Annotated in this window: 14 protein-coding genes and 1 tRNA gene; 5 read left to right on the top strand and 10 right to left on the bottom strand. The window is 60.3% G+C overall.

Annotated elements, in window-relative coordinates:
* Positions 1–98: 98 nt before the first annotated feature.
* The 4 genes from pqqF to PVV54_RS24295 all read right to left on the bottom strand — a co-directional run bounded on the left by pqqF (position 99) and on the right by PVV54_RS24295 (position 5,516).
* The gene (pqqF, locus tag PVV54_RS24310; RefSeq protein WP_274907629.1) at positions 99–2,381 is read right to left on the bottom strand and encodes a pyrroloquinoline quinone biosynthesis protein PqqF; all 2,283 of its coding nucleotides are present in this window, start codon (positions 2,379–2,381) and stop codon (positions 99–101) included.
* 8 nt (positions 2,382–2,389) lie between these two features.
* Entirely contained in the window at positions 2,390–3,184 is a 795-nt protein-coding gene (locus PVV54_RS24305) for a carbon-nitrogen hydrolase family protein (protein ID WP_274907628.1), read from the bottom strand.
* 14 nt (positions 3,185–3,198) lie between these two features.
* Positions 3,199–4,881: a flavin monoamine oxidase family protein gene (locus PVV54_RS24300; RefSeq protein WP_274907627.1), complete on the bottom strand. Its 1,683-nt coding sequence runs from the start codon at positions 4,879–4,881 to the stop codon at positions 3,199–3,201.
* A 182-nt stretch (positions 4,882–5,063) separates the two neighbouring features.
* Positions 5,064–5,516, bottom strand: coding sequence for an Lrp/AsnC family transcriptional regulator (locus PVV54_RS24295; protein ID WP_274907626.1), 453 nt, complete (start codon positions 5,514–5,516; stop codon positions 5,064–5,066).
* 156 nt (positions 5,517–5,672) lie between these two features.
* Between PVV54_RS24295 and PVV54_RS24290 the strand changes: the two genes are divergently transcribed.
* From PVV54_RS24290 to PVV54_RS24275, 4 genes are all read left to right on the top strand, one after another.
* Positions 5,673–6,332 (top strand): hypothetical protein, encoded by a 660-nt coding sequence (locus PVV54_RS24290; protein ID WP_274907625.1) that lies wholly within the window; start codon positions 5,673–5,675, stop codon positions 6,330–6,332.
* Positions 6,333–6,395: 63 nt separating this feature from the next.
* On the top strand, positions 6,396–6,947 hold the full coding sequence (locus tag PVV54_RS24285) for a serine acetyltransferase (RefSeq protein ID WP_274907624.1): 552 nt from the start codon (positions 6,396–6,398) through the stop codon (positions 6,945–6,947).
* 44 nt (positions 6,948–6,991) lie between these two features.
* Positions 6,992–7,276: a DUF4160 domain-containing protein gene (locus tag PVV54_RS24280; RefSeq protein ID WP_274907623.1), complete on the top strand. Its 285-nt coding sequence runs from the start codon at positions 6,992–6,994 to the stop codon at positions 7,274–7,276.
* Complete coding sequence (locus PVV54_RS24275; RefSeq protein WP_274907622.1) at positions 7,273–7,815, top strand: DUF2442 domain-containing protein; 543 nt, start codon at positions 7,273–7,275, stop codon at positions 7,813–7,815. The genes PVV54_RS24280 and PVV54_RS24275 overlap by 4 nt, the downstream gene beginning before the upstream one ends.
* 57 nt (positions 7,816–7,872) lie before the next feature.
* Here PVV54_RS24275 and PVV54_RS24270 read toward each other — a convergent pair.
* The 5 genes from PVV54_RS24270 to rpsU form a co-directional block, all read right to left on the bottom strand.
* Positions 7,873–7,949, bottom strand: a tRNA-Ile gene (locus PVV54_RS24270).
* A 16-nt stretch (positions 7,950–7,965) separates the two neighbouring features.
* Positions 7,966–11,709 (bottom strand): bifunctional diguanylate cyclase/phosphodiesterase, encoded by a 3,744-nt coding sequence (locus PVV54_RS24265; RefSeq protein WP_274907621.1) that lies wholly within the window; start codon positions 11,707–11,709, stop codon positions 7,966–7,968.
* 121 nt (positions 11,710–11,830) lie between these two features.
* The gene (gene rpoD, locus PVV54_RS24260) at positions 11,831–13,681 is read right to left on the bottom strand and encodes an RNA polymerase sigma factor RpoD (RefSeq protein WP_274907620.1); all 1,851 of its coding nucleotides are present in this window, start codon (positions 13,679–13,681) and stop codon (positions 11,831–11,833) included.
* A gap of 67 nt (positions 13,682–13,748) precedes the next feature.
* Positions 13,749–15,731, bottom strand: coding sequence for a DNA primase (gene dnaG, locus PVV54_RS24255; protein ID WP_274907619.1), 1,983 nt, complete (start codon positions 15,729–15,731; stop codon positions 13,749–13,751).
* 285 nt (positions 15,732–16,016) lie between these two features.
* Positions 16,017–16,232, bottom strand: a complete 216-nt coding sequence (gene rpsU, locus PVV54_RS24250) for a 30S ribosomal protein S21 (protein WP_003255575.1) — start codon at positions 16,230–16,232, stop codon at positions 16,017–16,019.
* A 204-nt stretch (positions 16,233–16,436) separates the two neighbouring features.
* Between rpsU and tsaD the strand changes: the two genes are divergently transcribed.
* Positions 16,437–17,462 carry a tRNA (adenosine(37)-N6)-threonylcarbamoyltransferase complex transferase subunit TsaD gene (tsaD, locus tag PVV54_RS24245; protein WP_274907618.1) on the top strand — a complete coding sequence of 342 codons (1,026 nt, stop codon included), beginning with the start codon at positions 16,437–16,439 and terminating at the stop codon, positions 17,460–17,462.
* An 18-nt stretch (positions 17,463–17,480) separates the two neighbouring features.
* Here tsaD and plsY read toward each other — a convergent pair whose 3' ends face one another.
* The gene (gene plsY, locus PVV54_RS24240; RefSeq protein WP_274907617.1) at positions 17,481–18,050 is read right to left on the bottom strand and encodes a glycerol-3-phosphate 1-O-acyltransferase PlsY; all 570 of its coding nucleotides are present in this window, start codon (positions 18,048–18,050) and stop codon (positions 17,481–17,483) included.
* Between the last annotated feature and the right edge of the window lie 41 nt (positions 18,051–18,091).

Genomic DNA, 18,091 nt, shown 5'->3' with positions numbered 1-18,091 from the left:
CCGTAGGCTGAGATAGCGTTATCTTACAAGAATTCTGTGTACCGAAAGGTTAATTCTTTGATAAGGGCCATTGCATGAAAAGTAATAATCACAGCAGCTCAGTGCCATGACAGATCCGGCGCACCGCTGTTGGCCAGGCAAATCCAGGTGCTGTTGCCGTGTAAAAGGTCTAGCAACAATTGGTCGATGTCGCTTTGCTCTGTGCCCAGAATAGACTTGCGTAGCGCCTGCAGGTCGTCGGGTTGTGTAGCCAGGTGTGTCTGCCACGCCCATTCGGCGATGTCGTCATTGCCCATGGCGGGTTCGTCGTATTGAGCGGCCAGCGTTGTGCGGGTGGCTGGAGTAAGGGACGCGCCCCGGGCCAGGACATCTCGTAAGTGCTGAAGGATCTCTGCCTGAGTGGCATGGGGAGACTGCACGCCGAACAGCAGGCCACCCAAGCCTTCTATCTGACGGAAGGTACTGAATACCGCATAGCCCAATTGCAGCTCTACCCGCAACCGTTGGTAAACCGGCCCTTGCAGCAGCTGTGCGAGCAGTCGGCCAGCGGCTTGCCTGGCTGGCGGCAGCGGGCAGAACAGCAGCAGCGCATGTTCACTGCCGGGCACTTCCTGGTGCAACCAATGCCGGCCGTGCCAGGTGGGTACTGGCATTGGGATGCCGGCCCGGCCTGGGCATCCCTGCAGTACCGCATTCAGTGCTTCCATTGAGGTGTTGTCGAAACCTGAAGCCAGGCCGTGCCACTGGCTGCTCAACCACGCTTCTTCGAGCATCGCCCGGTCAGGCCGGGACGCCGGTAAGTGCTTCTGCTTCGTGCCGCACATGGCAGCTGGCAACTGTTGGAGCAATGCTCGGATCGGTATCAACGCGGGCTTTGAATGGCCAGTTGGTTGCCAGTTGATAGGAGACTGCAAACAGGTCAGCGCCTCATCAACGGCCCGAATTACGCCAGCAGGCATACCGCTGCAGCGCAATTGCCAGTGATCGCCCATGGCGCTGAATTGCAATTGCAGCGAGGCGCGCTGGCACCGCTGCTGCAGTGGCTGCAGCGTGTGTTCGAGTACTTCGAACAAGGCTTTGCGTACGGGTGATTTCACCTGCCATCGAAGGTACAGCGCGGCATGCTGGCGAGCGGCGGGAAGTTGTTGGCTCACCGCCAGTGCGGCTGGTTGGCGTCGATCCCTTTGCGATGGCAGGTCGGTACTCAGCAAAGGCTCTGCTGGCGGCAACTGCCATTGCCCGTGCTCACGGTATGGCAGGCTGTCGAGCAGTACTTTCAGGGCATGCAGGCCTTGGGCATCCAGTGCCGCGAAGGGTTGGTTTGTGCCATCACGGCGGGCCAGCTCAAGCGCACTGGCGCAGTGTTCGCGGCTGAGCTGCAACACACCGAAGCCGGCGTTCAGTTGGGCCGGGTCGCACTGCCGAATGAAGCCGAACCAGCCGTTCAGCAGGGCTTGAGCCTCGTCTAAAAAGTCGTCAGAGGTCAGTTGCAGGCCGACGTGCCACAGCATTTGCCCAGCGAAGGCATAGAGCGATTCAGGGGTGAAATCTCGCACCCAGCCACGTTGCTGGACCGCATTCAACCAACTGCCGGGCCTGCTATCGCTCAGGTAGGCGATCAGCAACTCAAGTGCCTGTTCTGCACCTGCCGGGAGGGCATTGTGGGTGAACACCAAGCCAGATGCCGTACTCGCCAAGGGGGGCGGTGGCAATTGGGTAACGCGCTCGCCCGCGACGAATTGCTCCGCGTACGCTTTGCCAAGCTGCTCCAGTTCGTCCAGGCATTGCGGGCCGCAAAGGCTCAGGGTGATCTGGCCACCCTGGTAGTAGCGCTGGTGAAAACCTGCGAGGGCCTCTTGAAAGGCCGCATCCTGCAACGGTAGCGAGTAGCGGTTACCCGCATGGAAACCGCTAAGCGGATGGCCGGGTGCTGCTGACTGCAACCGGGCGAATTGCAGTTGCGCCTGCGGGTTGCGTGACCAAGCGATGAACTCGGCGTGAATCACCTCGCGCTCACGGCGCTGGCGATCGATGCCAAGGTCTGGCGAGGTCAGCATCTGGCACAGGCGCTCCAGGCCACCGGCCAGGCTGGTGGGTGGCACCTCGAAGAAAAAATCGGTAGTGCGCTCGCGCGTGCTGGCATTGACCTGGCCACCTACTGCCTGGACGTAGCGCATCAGGCCGTCTTCCAGCGGGAAGCGCGCAGTGCCAAGGAAGAACAGATGCTCAAGGAAATGTGCCAGGCCAGGCCATTTGGCCGGTGCATCGTGGCTACCAGCATGCACCCGCAGGGCGGCGGCCGCACGCTTGAGGTGCGGGGCGTGGCGCAGGCTCAGTTGCAGGCCGCTGGCGAGTGTGATGTGGCGGGTGGTGTGACGCATGTTCAGTCTCAGCTTCTGCGCAGATGCAGCTCTTGACGCAGGTCCTTCAAATAGGGAAATGCCTCACGCCCTTTCATCAGGGTTTCGCGCTTCAGCTCTGCCTGCAACTGGCACTCTTCCCGCTCAGCCATGGCCAGTACACCGCCATCCGGCCCGATGATGCTGCTTTGCCCGCAGTACTGGATTTCGCCTTCCGCGCCACAGTAGTTGGCGTACACCAGGTAGCACTGATTTTCCTGCGCCCGTGAGCGCACGGTTACCTGGCAGACGAAGTCGTAAGGCGCCATGTTGGCCGTGGGCACCAGGATCAGCTCGGCACCGTTCAACGCCAGGCGCCGAGCGTTTTCCGGGAACTCAATGTCGTAGCAGATCAGCAGCCCGACCTTCCAGCCTTCAAACTCCACAACAGGAAAATGATCCGCCCCCGCGCTGAACATCGACCGGTCCAGTTCGCCAAACAAATGCGTCTTGCGGTAGTTGCACAGGCTGCGGCCATGGGCGTCGATCAATTGCACGCTGTTGTAGATCGCGCCGTCTTCGCCGCGCTCCGGGTAGCCGTAGACAATCGCGATGCGGTGCGCCTGGGCAATCTCGACCACCTCCATGGCCGATGGGCCATCTTCGGCCTCGGCCAGGCGCTCGACGTGCGCCAAACCGATGTTGTAGCCGCTCAGGAACATTTCCGGGCACACCAGCAACTGCGCACCCTGCTCGGCAGCCAGGTGCGCCCGGTGGCGCAGCCGTTGCAGGTTGCCAGGCACGTCCAGCGGTTGCGGGGTGCCTTGGTACAGAGCGATGCGCATGTTGCCTCCTGGTGTCAGTCGGCCAGGGCAATCGGCCCGATCTCGTCGAACACGTCGCCAGGGCCCGGGTTGTCCGGGTGGGTGCGGCCACCAAAGTGGTTCATGATACCCCACACGGCATTCAACGAGGTCTGCACGGCGCCCTCCACCCAGGCGGGTGTCCACGACACGTCATCGCCCGCGATGAACATGCCACGTTGCTCGGCGGGCATGTCTTGCTGCATGAAGTGCGCGTACATGCGCTGGTTGTAACGGTAATGGCCGGGTAAGGCACCTTTGAAGGCGCCAAGGAAGTGCGGGTCGGCTTCCCAGGAAATGGTGATCGGGTCGCCGATGATATGCCCGGCGATGTCGGTTTTCGGGTAGATCTTTTTCAATGCATCCAGGGCCAGTTGTACGCGCTTTTCCACTGGGTGCGGCAGCATCTTCAGTGCGTCGCTCATCCATGCGTACGACAGGCAGATCACCCCCGGCTTGTCGTCACCGTTGTCGAACAGGTACGTGCCGCGCGTCAGGCGATCAGTGAGGGTCATGCTCATCAGGTCGCGGCCGGTGTGCGGGTCTTTGTCCTTCCAGAACGGCCTGTCGACCATGACGAAGGTTTTTGACGACTGCATGTAGCGGGTGCGGTCCAGGGCCATCCACATTTTTTGCGAGAACAGCGACTCTTCGCAGTCGATCTGGGTGGTCAGCAGCCAGCTTTGGCAGGTGGCCAGCACGGCGCCGTAATGGCGGGTGTCACCCCAGTTGTCAGTCACTGCCAGGCGGCCATCGGCGGCCCGGGCGATTCGCTTTACACCCGTACGTGGCGCGCCGCCATGCAGCGAGCTCAGGCTGGTGCCTTCAGGCCAGTGAGCGCATCGTTGCGGCACATGGCGCCAGATGCCTTGCGGTACCTGCTCCACACCGCCGACGATCAGGTGTTGGTGATCATCGCAGTTGGTCATTACCACGCGGAAGATTTCCAGCATGGAGTTGGGGAAGTCCGAGTCCCAGCCGCCGGTGCCGAAGCCGACTTGGCCGAACACCTCCCGGTGCTGGAAGCTCAGCTGAGCGAACGAACGCGAGGTGGCAACAAAATCGTAGAAAGTGCGGTCGTCCCACAACGGCACCAGTTTGTTCCAGAGCGCCTTCAGGCGCGGCACGTCACGGTCGCGGATCGCCTGCTGGATGTCAGCGAACTGGGCACCGCTTTCCAGTGCGTCGGCCCAGGCGTCAGCCACTTCGTGGAACAGCTTGGGCAGGTCGCTGACCTTTTCGGCGTAGTACGTTTGCCCTTCCAGGTCGATCACCGTGCTGCCGGAGGCGGCGGTCAAGGGGTTGGGGAAGGGTTTAGTTTCCAGGCCGAGCTTATCCACGTAGTGATAGAAGGCGGTGGATGACACCGGGAAGCGCATGCCGCCAAGCTCGGCGATGATGCCATCAGTGCCGTTGAACGCCTGTGATCGCAGGCGGCCACCCAGTTTGGAGGCCTCGTACACCACGGGCCTGAGGCCCAGTTTCATCAGTTCGTAGGCAGCGACCAGGCCTGCTATGCCTGCCCCGACAATCGCAACCTCTTCACCCTGGCGTTCAAGCGGGATGCTGCCCAGGCCCGCCGGGTGTTCCAGCCAGTCGTCAAAGGCAAACGGGAAGTCCGGGCCGAAGATGGTGATGGGCTTTTTGCCGTCGGCGGGGTGGCGGTTGTTCTTGTTCATGGAATGACCTTGCCAGAGCGGCTGCGCGGGTAGCGGAGCCTGAGTATAGGAGATGGCTGCAGGTCATTTTAGGCGGCGGAGTTTTCGTAATTAAGGTGCAAAGTGGTGACGTATTGACTTTAGTTTGATCAAAATGACGAACGAAATATCATTTTTGACGAGAGCTATGCCTTGGGCTGGGACTAACCGCGATCCACCTTGCTGCTCAGGATGATCGACGTCGTCGTCTTCTCGACCCCCTCGACATTGCCTATCTGGTCCAGCAACTGGTCCAGTTGCTCGGGTGAGTCGCTGCGCAACCACGCCACATAGTCAAACTCGCCACTCACCGCGCACAGCTGCTGCACCTGGCCCATTGCACTCAGGCGCCTGACCACTTCCTTGCCGGAGCGAGGCTGCACTTTGATCCCCACATAGGCCTGCAAGCCGCCGTCGATCAAACGCTGGCCCAGGCGTACGCCATAACCGGTGATGACCTTGCCTTTTTCCAGCCTCGCCAGGCGCGAGTTGACCGTGGTCCGCGCGATACCCAGTTGGCGGGCGAGGGTGGCGACGCTTTCGCGGGCGTTGATCTGCAGCAGGGCAATCAGCTGGCGGTCGATTTCGTCGAGGGTGATCGGGCGAGCTTCAGTCATGGTTAGTCTCGGTGATGGGCCCGCTAGCCTAGCCACCGGCGTTTACGTTTTACAACAATCCTGTCGCGATGATGGCTTTATGCTGCTGCGACAGCCCCGTATGATTCGCGGCCAGTCGTTGCCAGCCAGGCAGAATTGTTTTCAAGGTTCGCTGAAGTGAAGAATGTCCGTTTTGAAGTCGATGCCGTGTACTGCATTTCCCTTGCGAACCGTGATGATCGGCGCGAATTGTTCAACTCGACCATCGCAGGCCTGATCGCCAACCCTGTGCAATTTCACCTTGTTGAGAAGCACCGCGACCCGGTGCAAGGTTGCTACGAGTCACACCAGCAGCTGGCACGGCTGGCGCTTGATCAGGGGTTTGAGCGCGTCCTGATCTTTGAGGACGACGTGATGGTGTACCCGGACGAGCTCAAGCCCGAGCGCGTTCGCTGGATCAACCGCTTCATGCGTAGCCGCCGCTTTCAGGCCTTGCACTTGGGTTACAGCATGGGGCGAACCTGGCTGACCTGGTTCCCGTTCATTGCCCGCGGCCGCGTAGTGGCGTTGCATGCCTACGTGCTCTCCCGCGAGGGCTGCCAGATTCTCGCCAACACTCCCTACGACGGCCAGCCTGTCGATGTCATGTTCAAGCACCGCATCAAGCAGCATTGCGTGTTCCCGATGATGTTCCGCCAGCATGCGGCCTGCGTCACTGGCAGTGACCTGGAAACCGTGGTGCGCAATGAAGATGCCTGGTGGGAAAAGAACTGGCGCAAGCACTGGCGCTCGCCGCTGAAGAACCTGTGGCGTACGGCTTTACGGCTTAATTTCTGAGAGGGTGGTGCGCAGCGCCCTGATTCGGCATCATGGTTGTGCTGATTCAATTGGATGTGCTGCGTGAACCTAAACAACCTGTTCGAGTGTTGGCAATTGGAAGTCGCCAACAAGAAAAGGCCAGGACGCCGCATCAGCCTGCTCTTCTGTGCCCTGCGCAGGGCGCGCAAAGACAACAAGCTGCGCTTTCTCTTTGCCTTTCGCCTGGCCCAGTACCTGGATCGCCGTGGCGGCGTGGCCAAGGCCTACGCCCGGCGTATGCAGCAGCGGCTGAACCTCAAGTACGCCGTGGACATCGACATCGGTGCACAGATTGGCCCCGGCTTTCGCATCGCCCATTTGCCGGGCGTGGTGATTACCCGGCATGTGAGCATTGGGCGCAACTTCCTCATTCGTCAAAACTGCTCGATTGGTATCAAGACCTTGGGGTTGGATGCGTATGCGTTAAGCATTGGCGACAACGTCAGCCTGGGGGCCGGAAGCTGCATTGTGGCGGACCGGATCAGCATTGGTGACGATGTGGTGATTGGGGCGATGTCGTTGGTGGTGCGGGATATTCCGGGCGGGATGACGTTTTACAATCCGCGGCAGAGGTCGGTTCGGCCGAGAGAATGAGAAAGCTGCGCTTACATTTTTTGGGGTGAGTGGCTGGTAGTTGAATGGTACTTTCAGATGCAACCATTGCACTCTATACTTTGCCTATTCCTACGATTCACCGGCTGTCCAATTGCTCGATTTGTATGTACGCCAATGATCATGCGCCACCTCATTTCCATCTGCGATTCAGTGATGGTCGTCAGGCATTGATTGCCATTGAAGATCTGTCATTGTTGACTGGATTGGGGAGCGCCAAGGTAATGAAACGAGAGTTGAGCGAAGCGATGGATTGGGCCTCGCAGAACAAGCCTCAGCTGCGCGCCAAGTGGAGGGAGTTGAACGAATGACTGGCAAGCATTTTTTACTGACAGATGTTTCAGTAACGGGCCCTGGTTCGTTAATGCTCTCTTTTGCAGATGGTGAGCAGTTCCCTGTGTGCCTGGACGACATCATCACCAGGCACACGTCCCTGCAGCCGCTTGCCGACCCCTGCATTTTTGCTACCGCTACAGTGGGCGAGTGGCGGGATACGGTCATCTGGGCAGACGACGATAATCTGGAGCTTGCAAGCGATAATCTCCGCGCGCGGGCGCTTGAGCAGGCGGGTGAATGTTCCCATGAACTTGTATGGAACTGGATGGGTCGGAACGGGCTGACGTTGGATCAGGCTGCTCATGAGCTAGGCTTGAGTCGACGCATGCTTGCGTACTATCGCAGTGGAGAAAAACCGGTCCCCAGAACTGTTGCTCTGGCGATGAAGGGGTGGGAAGCACTTCAGTCGGTGAAGGCGCCGCCCAAGAAGGCTTCCGAACGCAAAAAAGTCAGTAATCGTCTGGATGCCATCCTTGGTGGCCGGAAAGGTACGTCGTTAAAACGCAGGGCGTGATTCAGGAAGAGTTGTCGACGAAAAAAAAGCCGCGCAATAGCGCGGCTTCGTCGTATCTGGTGGGCCCACACGGACTCGAACCGTGGACCAAAGGATTATGAGTCCTCTGCTCTAACCGACTGAGCTATAGGCCCTCAGTAAGTGCCCGGATTATAACGAGGGTTTTGAAAGCGTGCCATCCGAAAGATCGCTTAGTGCTATACGAAGAAAGGTCGCGGCGAATTCATCGGGCGGCAGCGGCAGGCTGACGATGTAGCCCTGGATCTGTTCGCACCCTTCTGCTGCCAGGAAGCGCTGCTGCGCCTGGTTCTCAACCCCTTCAGCAATGATGGTGAGCTGCATGCTGCGGCCCAGGGCGATGATGGCGCGGGCGATGGCGGCGTCGTGGGGGTCGTCGGGCAGGCCGCGGATGAACGACTTGTCGATCTTGAGAATGTCCAGCGGCAAGCGCTTGAGGTAGCTGAGCGAAGAGTAGCCGGTACCAAAATCATCAATGGCCAACTGTACGCCCAGCTGTTTGAGTTGGTGGAGCACGGCCAGGGCCTCCTCGGCCTGGCTCATGATGAAGTTTTCGGTAATTTCCAGCTGCAGGTCGCCGGCCTTGAGTTGGTAGGTCTTGAGCAACTGCTCGATACGCTTGGCCAGGCCGTGGTGGCGCAGCTGCGCGCCGGCCAGGTTGACCGACAGCGGGCCAAAGCTTTTGTACTGCAGTTTCCAGCGGTGCATCTGCCTGCAGGCTTGCTCCAGTACCCAATCACCGAGTTGCAGGATGGTGCCGTTTTCCTCTGCAAGGTGGATGAAATGCTCGGGCGGTACTTCGCCAAAGGTCGGGTGGTTCCAGCGGATCAGAGCCTCGGCACCGACCAGCGTTTGGGTCTTGAGGCTGAACTTGGGCTGGTAGCACAGGCTCATTTCGTTGCGCTCGATGGCGCGGCGCAATTCATGTTCCAGCGCTATGCGTTCGCTGGCCTGTGCGGTGAGGTCGCGGGTGTAGGCCTCGACACGATTGCGCCCCTTGGCTTTGGAGCGATACATGGCGGCATCGGCATTGCGGATCAGGGTGGCAACGTCGGTGCCGTCCTGTGGATAAAGGCTGATGCCGATGCTGGCGCTGGTGAAGAACTCATGCTCCCCCGCCTGGAAGGGGGCGCTGAAGCACGTCAGCAATTTGTTGGCGATGGCGTCGGCGTCACTGGGCTTGTGCAGGCCTGGAAGCAAGATAATGAATTCGTCGCCGCCCAGGCGCGCCACTGTGTCGACGTCGCGGACCTGCTCCTTAAGGCGTTGGGCGATACCCTTGAGCAACAGGTCACCAACCGGATGGCCCAGGCTGTCGTTGATATGCTTGAAACGGTCCAGGTCCAGAAACAGTACTGCGCCTTGGCGGTTGGATACTTGGGCGCAGGTCAGCACGGCCTGCAACCGGTTTTCAAACAACGCGCGGTTGGGCAAGCCGGTGAGCGGGTCATGGTGGGCCTGGTAATCGAGCTTGGCCTGGGCATGCTTGAGGCTGGAAATGTCGGCGAACACCGCAACGAAATGGGTGATCACGCGCTCGCTGTTGCGCACGGCACTGATGGTCAGCCAGCCGGGGTACAGTTCGCCGTTCTTGCGCTTGTTGTAGATCTCGCCTTGCCAGTGGCCTTCCGCAGTCAGTTGGTACCACATGGCGGCGTAGAAGGCACTGTCGTGCTGCCCGGAGGCCAGCAGGCGAGGGGTTTGGCCAAGCGCTTCAACCTCGCTGTAGCCGGTGATTTCGCTGAACGCGCGGTTGACCGCGCTGATGCGCTGGTCGATGTCGGTGATCAGTACACCCTCAGCGGTATTCTCGAAGACGGTGGCCGCCAGTTGCAGTTTCTCTTGCATCAGGTGGCGTTCGGTGATGTCCCGGGCGATGGTCAGCATGCAGTCGACGCCAGCGATGGGTAGCGGCCTCGCGGACAGCTCACACAGCCTGATCTGCCCGTCGCTGCGCCGGATATGGCAACTGAAGTCGCGTACGAAACCGTCCCGGGCAAGCGTGTCGATCAGCCGTTTGCGTTCGTTGAGGTCGACCCAGATACCCAGGTCGAACGACGTTTGGTCAATAGTCGGGTTGAGGTCGTAACCGGTCAGGCGACAGAAGCCTTCGTTCACTTCCAGCAGCAGGCCGTCGCTTTGGCGCGACAGCAACAAGCCATCGGGGGAGGCGTGGAAGGCTTTGGCGAACTTCTCTTCCGAGGTTTGCAGTTGTTGCTGGGTTTCTTTCAGCTGGCTGATGTCACGCACGGCCACTACGAACGCCAGGGTGCCGTCCAGTTCGAACGTTTCCGCAGAGGTCAGGCCGGTGAACAACTGGCCATTGCTGCGGCGGAAGCTCATCTCCAGGTTGCGGATACCACCTTGATGCAGGCGTTCGAGCATCAGTGGCCCGGCGCCTTGCACGCCCCACAGGTTCAGCTCGGTAGCGGTGCGGCCTATAACCTGGCCTGGGGTCAGCCCAATCTGTTCTTCGAAAGCTTCGTTGACTTCCAGTAGGCAGCCGTCGCTGTGGCGGGCTATCAGCAGGATATCGGGGCATTGCTGGAACACCGAGGCGAACTTCTGTTCCGACAACCGCAGGGCATCCTCGGTGCGTTTGGTTTCGCTGATGTCGATCATCAGCCCGCGCATCACCGGCCGGTGCCCATGTTCGATCATGCTGACGATGTTTCGTATCCAAAGCGCCTGGCCGTCCGCACGAATTACCCGGTAATCAAGGCTATGGTCGCGCCCCGCGGCGGTTTCGCTTTCGCAGTAGGCTTGGGCCCACAGTGCGTCCTCAGGGTGCAGGATGCCGCGCCAGAACCCAGGTTTAAGCCATTCATGCAGCGGATAACCGAGCAGATCCTCGGCGTGGGGCGAAACATAGCTGTAGGTAAAGTCGTTGGCGTCAGCCTCCCAGGCAATTGCCGACAGGCTTTCGATCAGGCCGCGATAGTGGTACTCGCTGCTGCGCAGTTCCTGTTCCAGGGCAATCCGCCTGGAAATTTCCGAGCTTAGGCGGCGGTTGATTCGAATCACCCCGCCAAGGATGGCAATCAGTACCAGCACGCCGGGCAGGCCGTATAGCAGCATGTCGTGCCAGAAGGTGCGCTGGTCAACCACATTGCCGACCCAGCGTTGCTGGATCTTGCTGATTTCCTCGCTGGTCATGTCGGCCATCACCTTGTCGAGAATGCCGATCAGCATCTTCTTGTCTCGGGGCGCGGCCATGGCCAATTGATAGCGATAGGGTGTTTCGCCACTGACGTACAAGCCGTCGAGCTTCAGTTGGCGCAAGCTCCAGATGCTGGAGGCCAGGTCGCCGACCACAGCGTCCACTTCGTCGGTGGCCAAGGCCTGCAGGGCAGAGCTGACGTTGGGCATGGCCACCAGGTTGAGGTCCGGGTGGTGGGTGCGTAGCAGTTCGTGGGGGGCGTAGTTTTCCACAACTGCGATTTTCAACCCGTACAGGTCCTTCAGCGTGTGAGGCTGAGGGCCGCCGTCGTGGGCGAGAATCACGATGGGAAAATCCAGATAAGGCCGGGTAAATGCCAGATATTCCTGACGCTCCGGTGTCGACATGATGCCCGGCAGCAGGTCGATACGGCTGTCGCGTGCCTGCGCGAGCACCTCCGTCCAGCTGCTAGGCTCGACCGGCTTCAGCGTTACTCCAAGGCGTTCCTGAAGCAAGGCGATGTAATCGGCGGCCAATCCCTGGTACCGGCCCTCCTGGTCACGAAACTCGAATGGTGGCCAGGAAGCGTCGACGCCCAGCTTCAGCTGCGGGTGGGCAGCAAGCCAGGTTTTTTCCTCGTCTGTCAGGGTCAGGGCGCCGGCCGTTGTGTTCCACAACATCAGGAGCAGCAACAGAATGGCCGGCATCGGCGGCATAGCGGCCTCGCATTCAGGTGGTCTGAAGTCGAGTGTAGACGCGCAATTGCTACGGTGGGTAGCGAGTGGCCACAACCTTTTGTCACATAAGAAAAACCCCGGCCTGGGCCGGGGTTTGTCATCACTCGTCGAGGAAGGAGCGCAAGTGCTCGCTGCGAGTCGGGTGGCGCAATTTGCGCAACGCCTTCGCTTCGATCTGACGGATCCGCTCGCGGGTCACGTCAAACTGCTTGCCCACCTCTTCGAGGGTGTGGTCGGTGTTCATGTCGATACCGAAGCGCATGCGAAGTACTTTGGCTTCACGTGCGGTCAGGCCCGAGAGCACGTCGCGGGTAGCTTCCTTGAGGCTTTCGACCGTTGCCACATCAATCGGGGACTGCATGGTCGAGTCCTCGATGAAGTCGCCCAGGTGCGAATCTTCGTCGTCACCGATCGGGGTTTCCATCGAGATTGGCTCTTTGGCGATCTTCAATACCTTGCGGATCTTGTCCTCAGGCATTTCCATGCGCTCACCCAGCTCTTCCGGGGTCGGTTCACGGCCCATTTCCTGCAGCATCTGGCGGGAAATACGGTTGAGCTTGTTGATCGTTTCGATCATGTGCACCGGAATACGGATGGTGCGCGCCTGGTCGGCGATCGAACGGGTGATTGCCTGGCGGATCCACCACGTGGCGTACGTGGAGAACTTGTAGCCGCGACGGTATTCGAACTTGTCCACCGCCTTCATCAAGCCGATGTTGCCTTCCTGAATCAGATCGAGGAACTGCAGGCCACGGTTGGTGTACTTCTTGGCGATGGAAATCACCAGACGCAGGTTCGCCTCGACCATTTCTTTCTTGGCGCGGCGGGCCTTGGCCTCACCGATGGACATGCGGCGGTTGATTTCCTTGATCTCGGCAACGGTCAGGCCGGTTTCGGTCTCAAGGTCGATCAGTTTCTGCTGGCATGCGACGATGGCGGCGTCCTTTTCACCCAGGGCGGCAGCCCACTTGGTGTTGCGCTTGGCCAGGTCACCAGACCAGGTCTGGTCGGTTTCGTTGCTCGGGAACAGGCGCAGGAAGTCGGCGCGCGGCATGCGTGCGTCACGCACGCACAGTTGCATGATGGCGCGTTCTTGTTGACGCAGGCGGGCCAGCGAGTCACGTACGCGCTCTACCAAGGCGTCAAACTGCTTTGGCACCAGCTTGATCGGCATGAACAGATCGGCCAGGGCTTGCATGGCGCCAATGCTTTCGGCGTGAGTACGGCCGTGCTTCTTCAACACCTTGAGGGTGATGGCGAGCTGGTCCGAAACGGCACCGAAACGCTGGGCTGCGATAACCGGGTCCGGGCCGCTTTCGGCCTCTTCCTCGTCATCACCGCCGTCTTCGCTTTCTTCGTCGTCGTCGGACTCTTCTTTCGCAGCGGCAGCCTTGGTGCCAGGGATCGGCACTTCTTCGGTTTCGGCGGCGATGTTGTCGTCAGGGTCGATGTAACCGCTGAGAACATCCGACAGACGGCCACCCTCGGTGGTGACGCGGTCATATTCGCTGATGATGTAATCGACAGTGCCCGGGAAGTGGGCGATGGCGCCCATGACTTCACGAATGCCTTCCTCGATACGCTTGGCGATTTCGATTTCGCCTTCGCGGGTCAGCAGCTCGACGGTACCCATTTCGCGCATGTACATGCGCACCGGGTCGGTCGTGCGGCCGATATCGGTTTCAACTGCCGCCAACGCAGCAGCGGCTTCTTCGGCCGCGGCTTCGTCGGTGTCGGCTTCCGCCAACAGAAGGGCATCCGCATCCGGAGCACTCTCGAATACGTTGATCCCCATGTCGTTGATCATGCGGATGATGTCTTCCACCTGTTCCGGATCTGAAATATCCTCAGGCAGGTGGTCGTTGACCTCCGCGTAAGTCAGGTAGCCCTGCTCACGACCGCGGGTGATCAACTCTTTGATACGAGACTGCTGTTGCGCTTTTCCGGACATAACACCCTATCCACTGAAGGTCTTGGCGGGCAAAAAACAAGCCGAGGATTATACCCGAGCATGGGCCTCACGCGCCAGATGAGGTCGGCGTTTGTGCGGGAACATTCCGGCTCAGCAAGGCGAGGAGCTGCGATTTTTCCTCGCTGGTCAACTCGCTTTGACGTGATTTCCTGAGCAGTTGTTCCAGGCTTCGCTCGCGTTGGCGGGCGGTCAAGCTAGTTATAGTGTCGAAAAACTGTTGTTCAAGGTTGTCGGCCACGATCAGCCATTCCTTTTCCGCCAGGGCGCGCAGCAGGCGCCCTTGTTCGGTGCCGTGCCAGCGTGCGATCAACTGCATTGAGCTTAGCCCAGGATTCTTTTGCGCAGCTTCGATCAGCGCCACCAGCAGTTGGCTGTAGAGGTGCTCTTCGTCGGCGAAGTGGCTGGCATCGTCAACCTTGCCAGCCAGCAGCGGGTGGTGCAGCAAGGTGCGCAGGGCAGCCAGGGTTGGCGGTTCCACAGGCGCTGGAACGCGCGGCGGTGCCTCGTCACGTTGCTGCCAAGGCTTGCCACCCTTGCGGTTCTTGTCCCAGGGCTTGTCGCTCCACTGCTTTTTGCCGCCCCCCTTGTTCGGCTTCCACTCTTGCTCCTGGTGCACAGGGGCATAGTCGTGCTGCGGCACGTCGCCGTAGTCGGGGGTGTAGCTGGCCATCGCGTCATAGTCGTAGCCGGGGTCATAGTCCGGCACGTTGTTCGCTGCCGGTGCATGCTGGGCCAGTTGTTCGACTTGCTGCGGGTCGAGGCCGGTAATTTCGCGCAGGCGATTGCGCATTAACTGACGCAGGTTGGCACCCGGGACTTTTTCGATCAACGGTGCAGCAAGGGTTGCCATGTGCGCCTTGCCTTCCAGCGAGCGCGGGTCCGCTTCATTGCTCAGTTGCTCGAAGAAATAGTCGGCCAGCGGCTGGGCGTGCTGGTTGATGCGGGCCATGAACGCGTCGGTACCTTCGGCGCGCACCAGGCTGTCCGGGTCCTCGCCTTCGGGCAGGAACAGAAAGCGTGCACGGCGCCCATCCTGCAAGGCCGACAGTGTCGATTCAAGGGCGCGCCATGCAGCCTTGCGGCCGGCCTGGTCGCCGTCGAAGCAGAACAGCACGCTGGGCACCACCCGGAACAGGCGCTTGAGGTGTTCTTCGCTTGTGGCCGTGCCCAAAGTGGCCACGGCATTGCGCAGGCCTTGCTGGGCCAGAGCGATGACATCCATGTAACCCTCGACGACGATGATTTCGTCGAGGTTGCGGTTGTGCTTGCGTGCCTCGTAAAGGCCGTAAAGCTCCTGGCCCTTATGGAATACGGGGGTTTCCGGCGAGTTGAGGTACTTCGGCTTGTCGTCGCCCAGCACCCGGCCGCCAAAAGCGATGATGCGCCCACGGCTGTCGCGGATCGGGAACATTACCCGGTCACGGAAGCGGTCATAGCGTTTGCCGCTTTCGGCATTCTCGATCAGCAGGCCGGCGTCGATCATCACCTTTTGCTGCAGGCTGTCAGCGCCGAGGTGCTTGAGCAGGTTGTCCCAGCCTGGTGGCGCGAAACCCAAGCCGAAGTCGCGTGCGATTTCACCCGACAGGCCTCGGCCCTTTAGGTAATCCACCGCGGCCTTGCGGGTGGGATGGCTGCGCAGGGCCTGCCGATAAAACTCGGCGGCGGCATTGAGCAGTGGGTAGAGCGGTGAGTCGGTTGGCTGGCGGGGTTTTTGCCCGCGTCGGCCCTCCTCGCGCGGTACTTCCATGCCCGCTGCGCGGGCCAGTTCTTCGACAGCCTGGGGGAAGTCCAGGTTGTCGTGGTCCATGACGAAACCAAGCGCGTTACCGCCGGCGCCGCAGCCGAAGCAGTAATAAAACTGCTTGTCGGGGCTGACCGTGAAGGAGGGGGTCTTCTCCTTGTGGAACGGGCAGCAGGCGGAGTAGTTCTTGCCGGTTTTTTTCAGCTGAACGCGCGAACTCACCACATCGATGATATCGAGGCGGTTGATCAGGTCGTCAATGAAGCTCTGTGGAATCAGCCCGGCCATGGCAGTCTCGTCATCTGGCAACTGGCAAGTCTAATCGCTAACGCGCCGGTTAGTGGCGAATGCTGCGAGGGGAAGTGCGAGGGAATATGTGCTCGTCGGCAGCCGCGAGGGCTCGTCAGTAAGGACGTGCACGCCTGGTCCAGGACCAGATCTGACGTTTTAATGCTTTATCCGCTGCAAAGTGCAGTAGATGCCTTGGGCTAGCTGCTCAAGGTTGAAACAAACATCTGCCATCGGCCCGGCGGTGAGCCGGGCAGGGCAGAAGCTTTGCGTAGAACGTCTGTATTAGTACAGACGAACGGCGCGGCGCTGTTCGCGCTGAACTTTCTTGGCGTGACGCTTAACAGCAGCAGCTGCTTTACGCTTACGCTCGGCGGTCGGCTTCTCGTAAAACTCGCGGCTACGAACTTCAGCCAGTACACCGGCTTTTTCGCAGGAGCGCTTGAAACGACGCAGAGCTACGTCGAAGGGTTCGTTCTCTTTAACTTTGACGGCTGGCATCCAGGGCTACCTTAATTCATTACCGGGGTAGACGTGCTCCTGGCAAAACAAAGGTGTGCTGGAGAACGTCGGTTTTCAAGGGTTGCGGATGTTAACCCTTGGCGCGCCGGAATGCAAAGCCTCTGATCGAAAACCGCTGGTCGGCACCCGGCACGGGGACTATCATGCGCGGCTTCGAATTCAGCCCCCACAAGGGACGAGCCCATGCTAGTACTGGGATTGGAAACATCCTGCGACGAAACCGGCGTCGCATTATACGACAGTGAGCGCGGTTTGTTAGCCGACGCGCTGTTCAGCCAAATCGACCTGCACCGCGTATTTGGCGGTGTTGTGCCCGAGCTTGCCTCGCGCGATCACGTCAAGCGCATGCTGCCACTTATCCGCCAGGTGCTGGACGAGGCGGGCTGCGTCGCCACCGAGATCGACGCCATCGCCTACACCGCGGGCCCTGGCCTGGTGGGGGCGCTGCTGGTGGGGGCCTCATGTGCTCAGGCACTGGCGTTCGCCTGGGATATCCCGGCCATCGGTGTGCACCACATGGAAGGCCACTTGCTGGCACCGATGCTGGAAGAAAACCCGCCCGAATTTCCGTTCGTCGCTTTGTTGGTGTCGGGCGGCCATACGCAGCTGGTGCGCGTCGATGGCATTGGCCAATACGAACTGCTGGGCGAGAGCCTGGACGATGCCGCGGGTGAGGCGTTTGACAAAACTGCCAAGCTGATCGGCCTGAACTACCCGGGTGGCCCCGAAATCGCTCGCCTGGCAGAGCGGGGTGTGCCTGGCCGCTTCGTGTTCCCGCGGCCAATGACCGATCGCCCGGGCCTTGCGTTCAGCTTTAGCGGCCTCAAGACCTTCGCCCTCAACACCTGGCAGCAATGCCGCGATGCTGGCGACGACAACGAGCAAACCCGTTGCGACGTGTCGCTGGCGTTCCAGCAGGCGGTGGTGGAGACTTTGACCATCAAGTGCAAGCGCGCCCTGAAGCAGACCGGGCTCAAGCGGCTGGTCATTGCGGGGGGCGTGAGTGCCAACAAGGCGCTGCGTGCATCGCTGGAAGACATGCTGGCCAGCATCAAGGGCAACGTCTACTACGCACGCCCGAAATTTTGCACCGACAACGGCGCGATGATCGCCTATGCCGGTTGCCAGCGTTTGTTGGCCGGGCAGCAGCAGGATCTGGCAATCAGCGTGCAGGCACGTTGGCCGATGGAGCAATTGCCGCCGGTGTGACGGTATCGGGTGTGGGCGTCAGAAATGCCGCTCGCGCCCGGCAAACAGGTCGCGCAGGTTGTTGCGATGGCGCCAGACGATCATCAGTGTGAGTACACTGATTGGCAGCAGTGCTTCCGGCTCGCGCCACGCCAGCAATGGCAGGGTCAGGGGGGTGGCCACCAACGCAGCCAGCGAGCTGGTACGGGTAAGGTAGAACGTCAGCAGCCAGGCCCCGATGGCCAGCAGGGCTGCCGGGAAGTACAGCCCCATGAGCATGCCGGCTGCCGTCGCCACGCCCTTGCCACCTTGAAAACGGAAGTAAACAGGGAACAAATGGCCGAGCACTGCGCAAACACCAACCCAGGCCTGCTCTTGCAGCCCTAGCCCGGCGAAACGTGCAAGCAATACTGGCAACAAGCCCTTGCACAGGTCGCCAAGCAGGGTCAGGATCGCCAGTTTACGGCCTGCCAGGCGTAGCATGTTGGTGGCGCCGGCATTGCCTGAGCCGCTGGAACGCGGGTCCGGGCTGCCTGTAAGGCGGCTGAGAAGAATGGCGAAGGACAGCGAGCCGAGCAGGTAGGCGAGCAGCGCCAGTAACCAAAACATGCTAACTATTCCGGGCGAGGACGCCCTGATTCTAACGGCGC

Source organism: Pseudomonas sp. PSKL.D1 (genome assembly GCF_028898945.1).
Lineage (GTDB): Bacteria > Pseudomonadota > Gammaproteobacteria > Pseudomonadales > Pseudomonadaceae > Aquipseudomonas.
The sequence above is the reverse complement of the archived record's forward strand: the minus strand, read 5'-3'. Positions and strand labels throughout refer to the sequence as shown.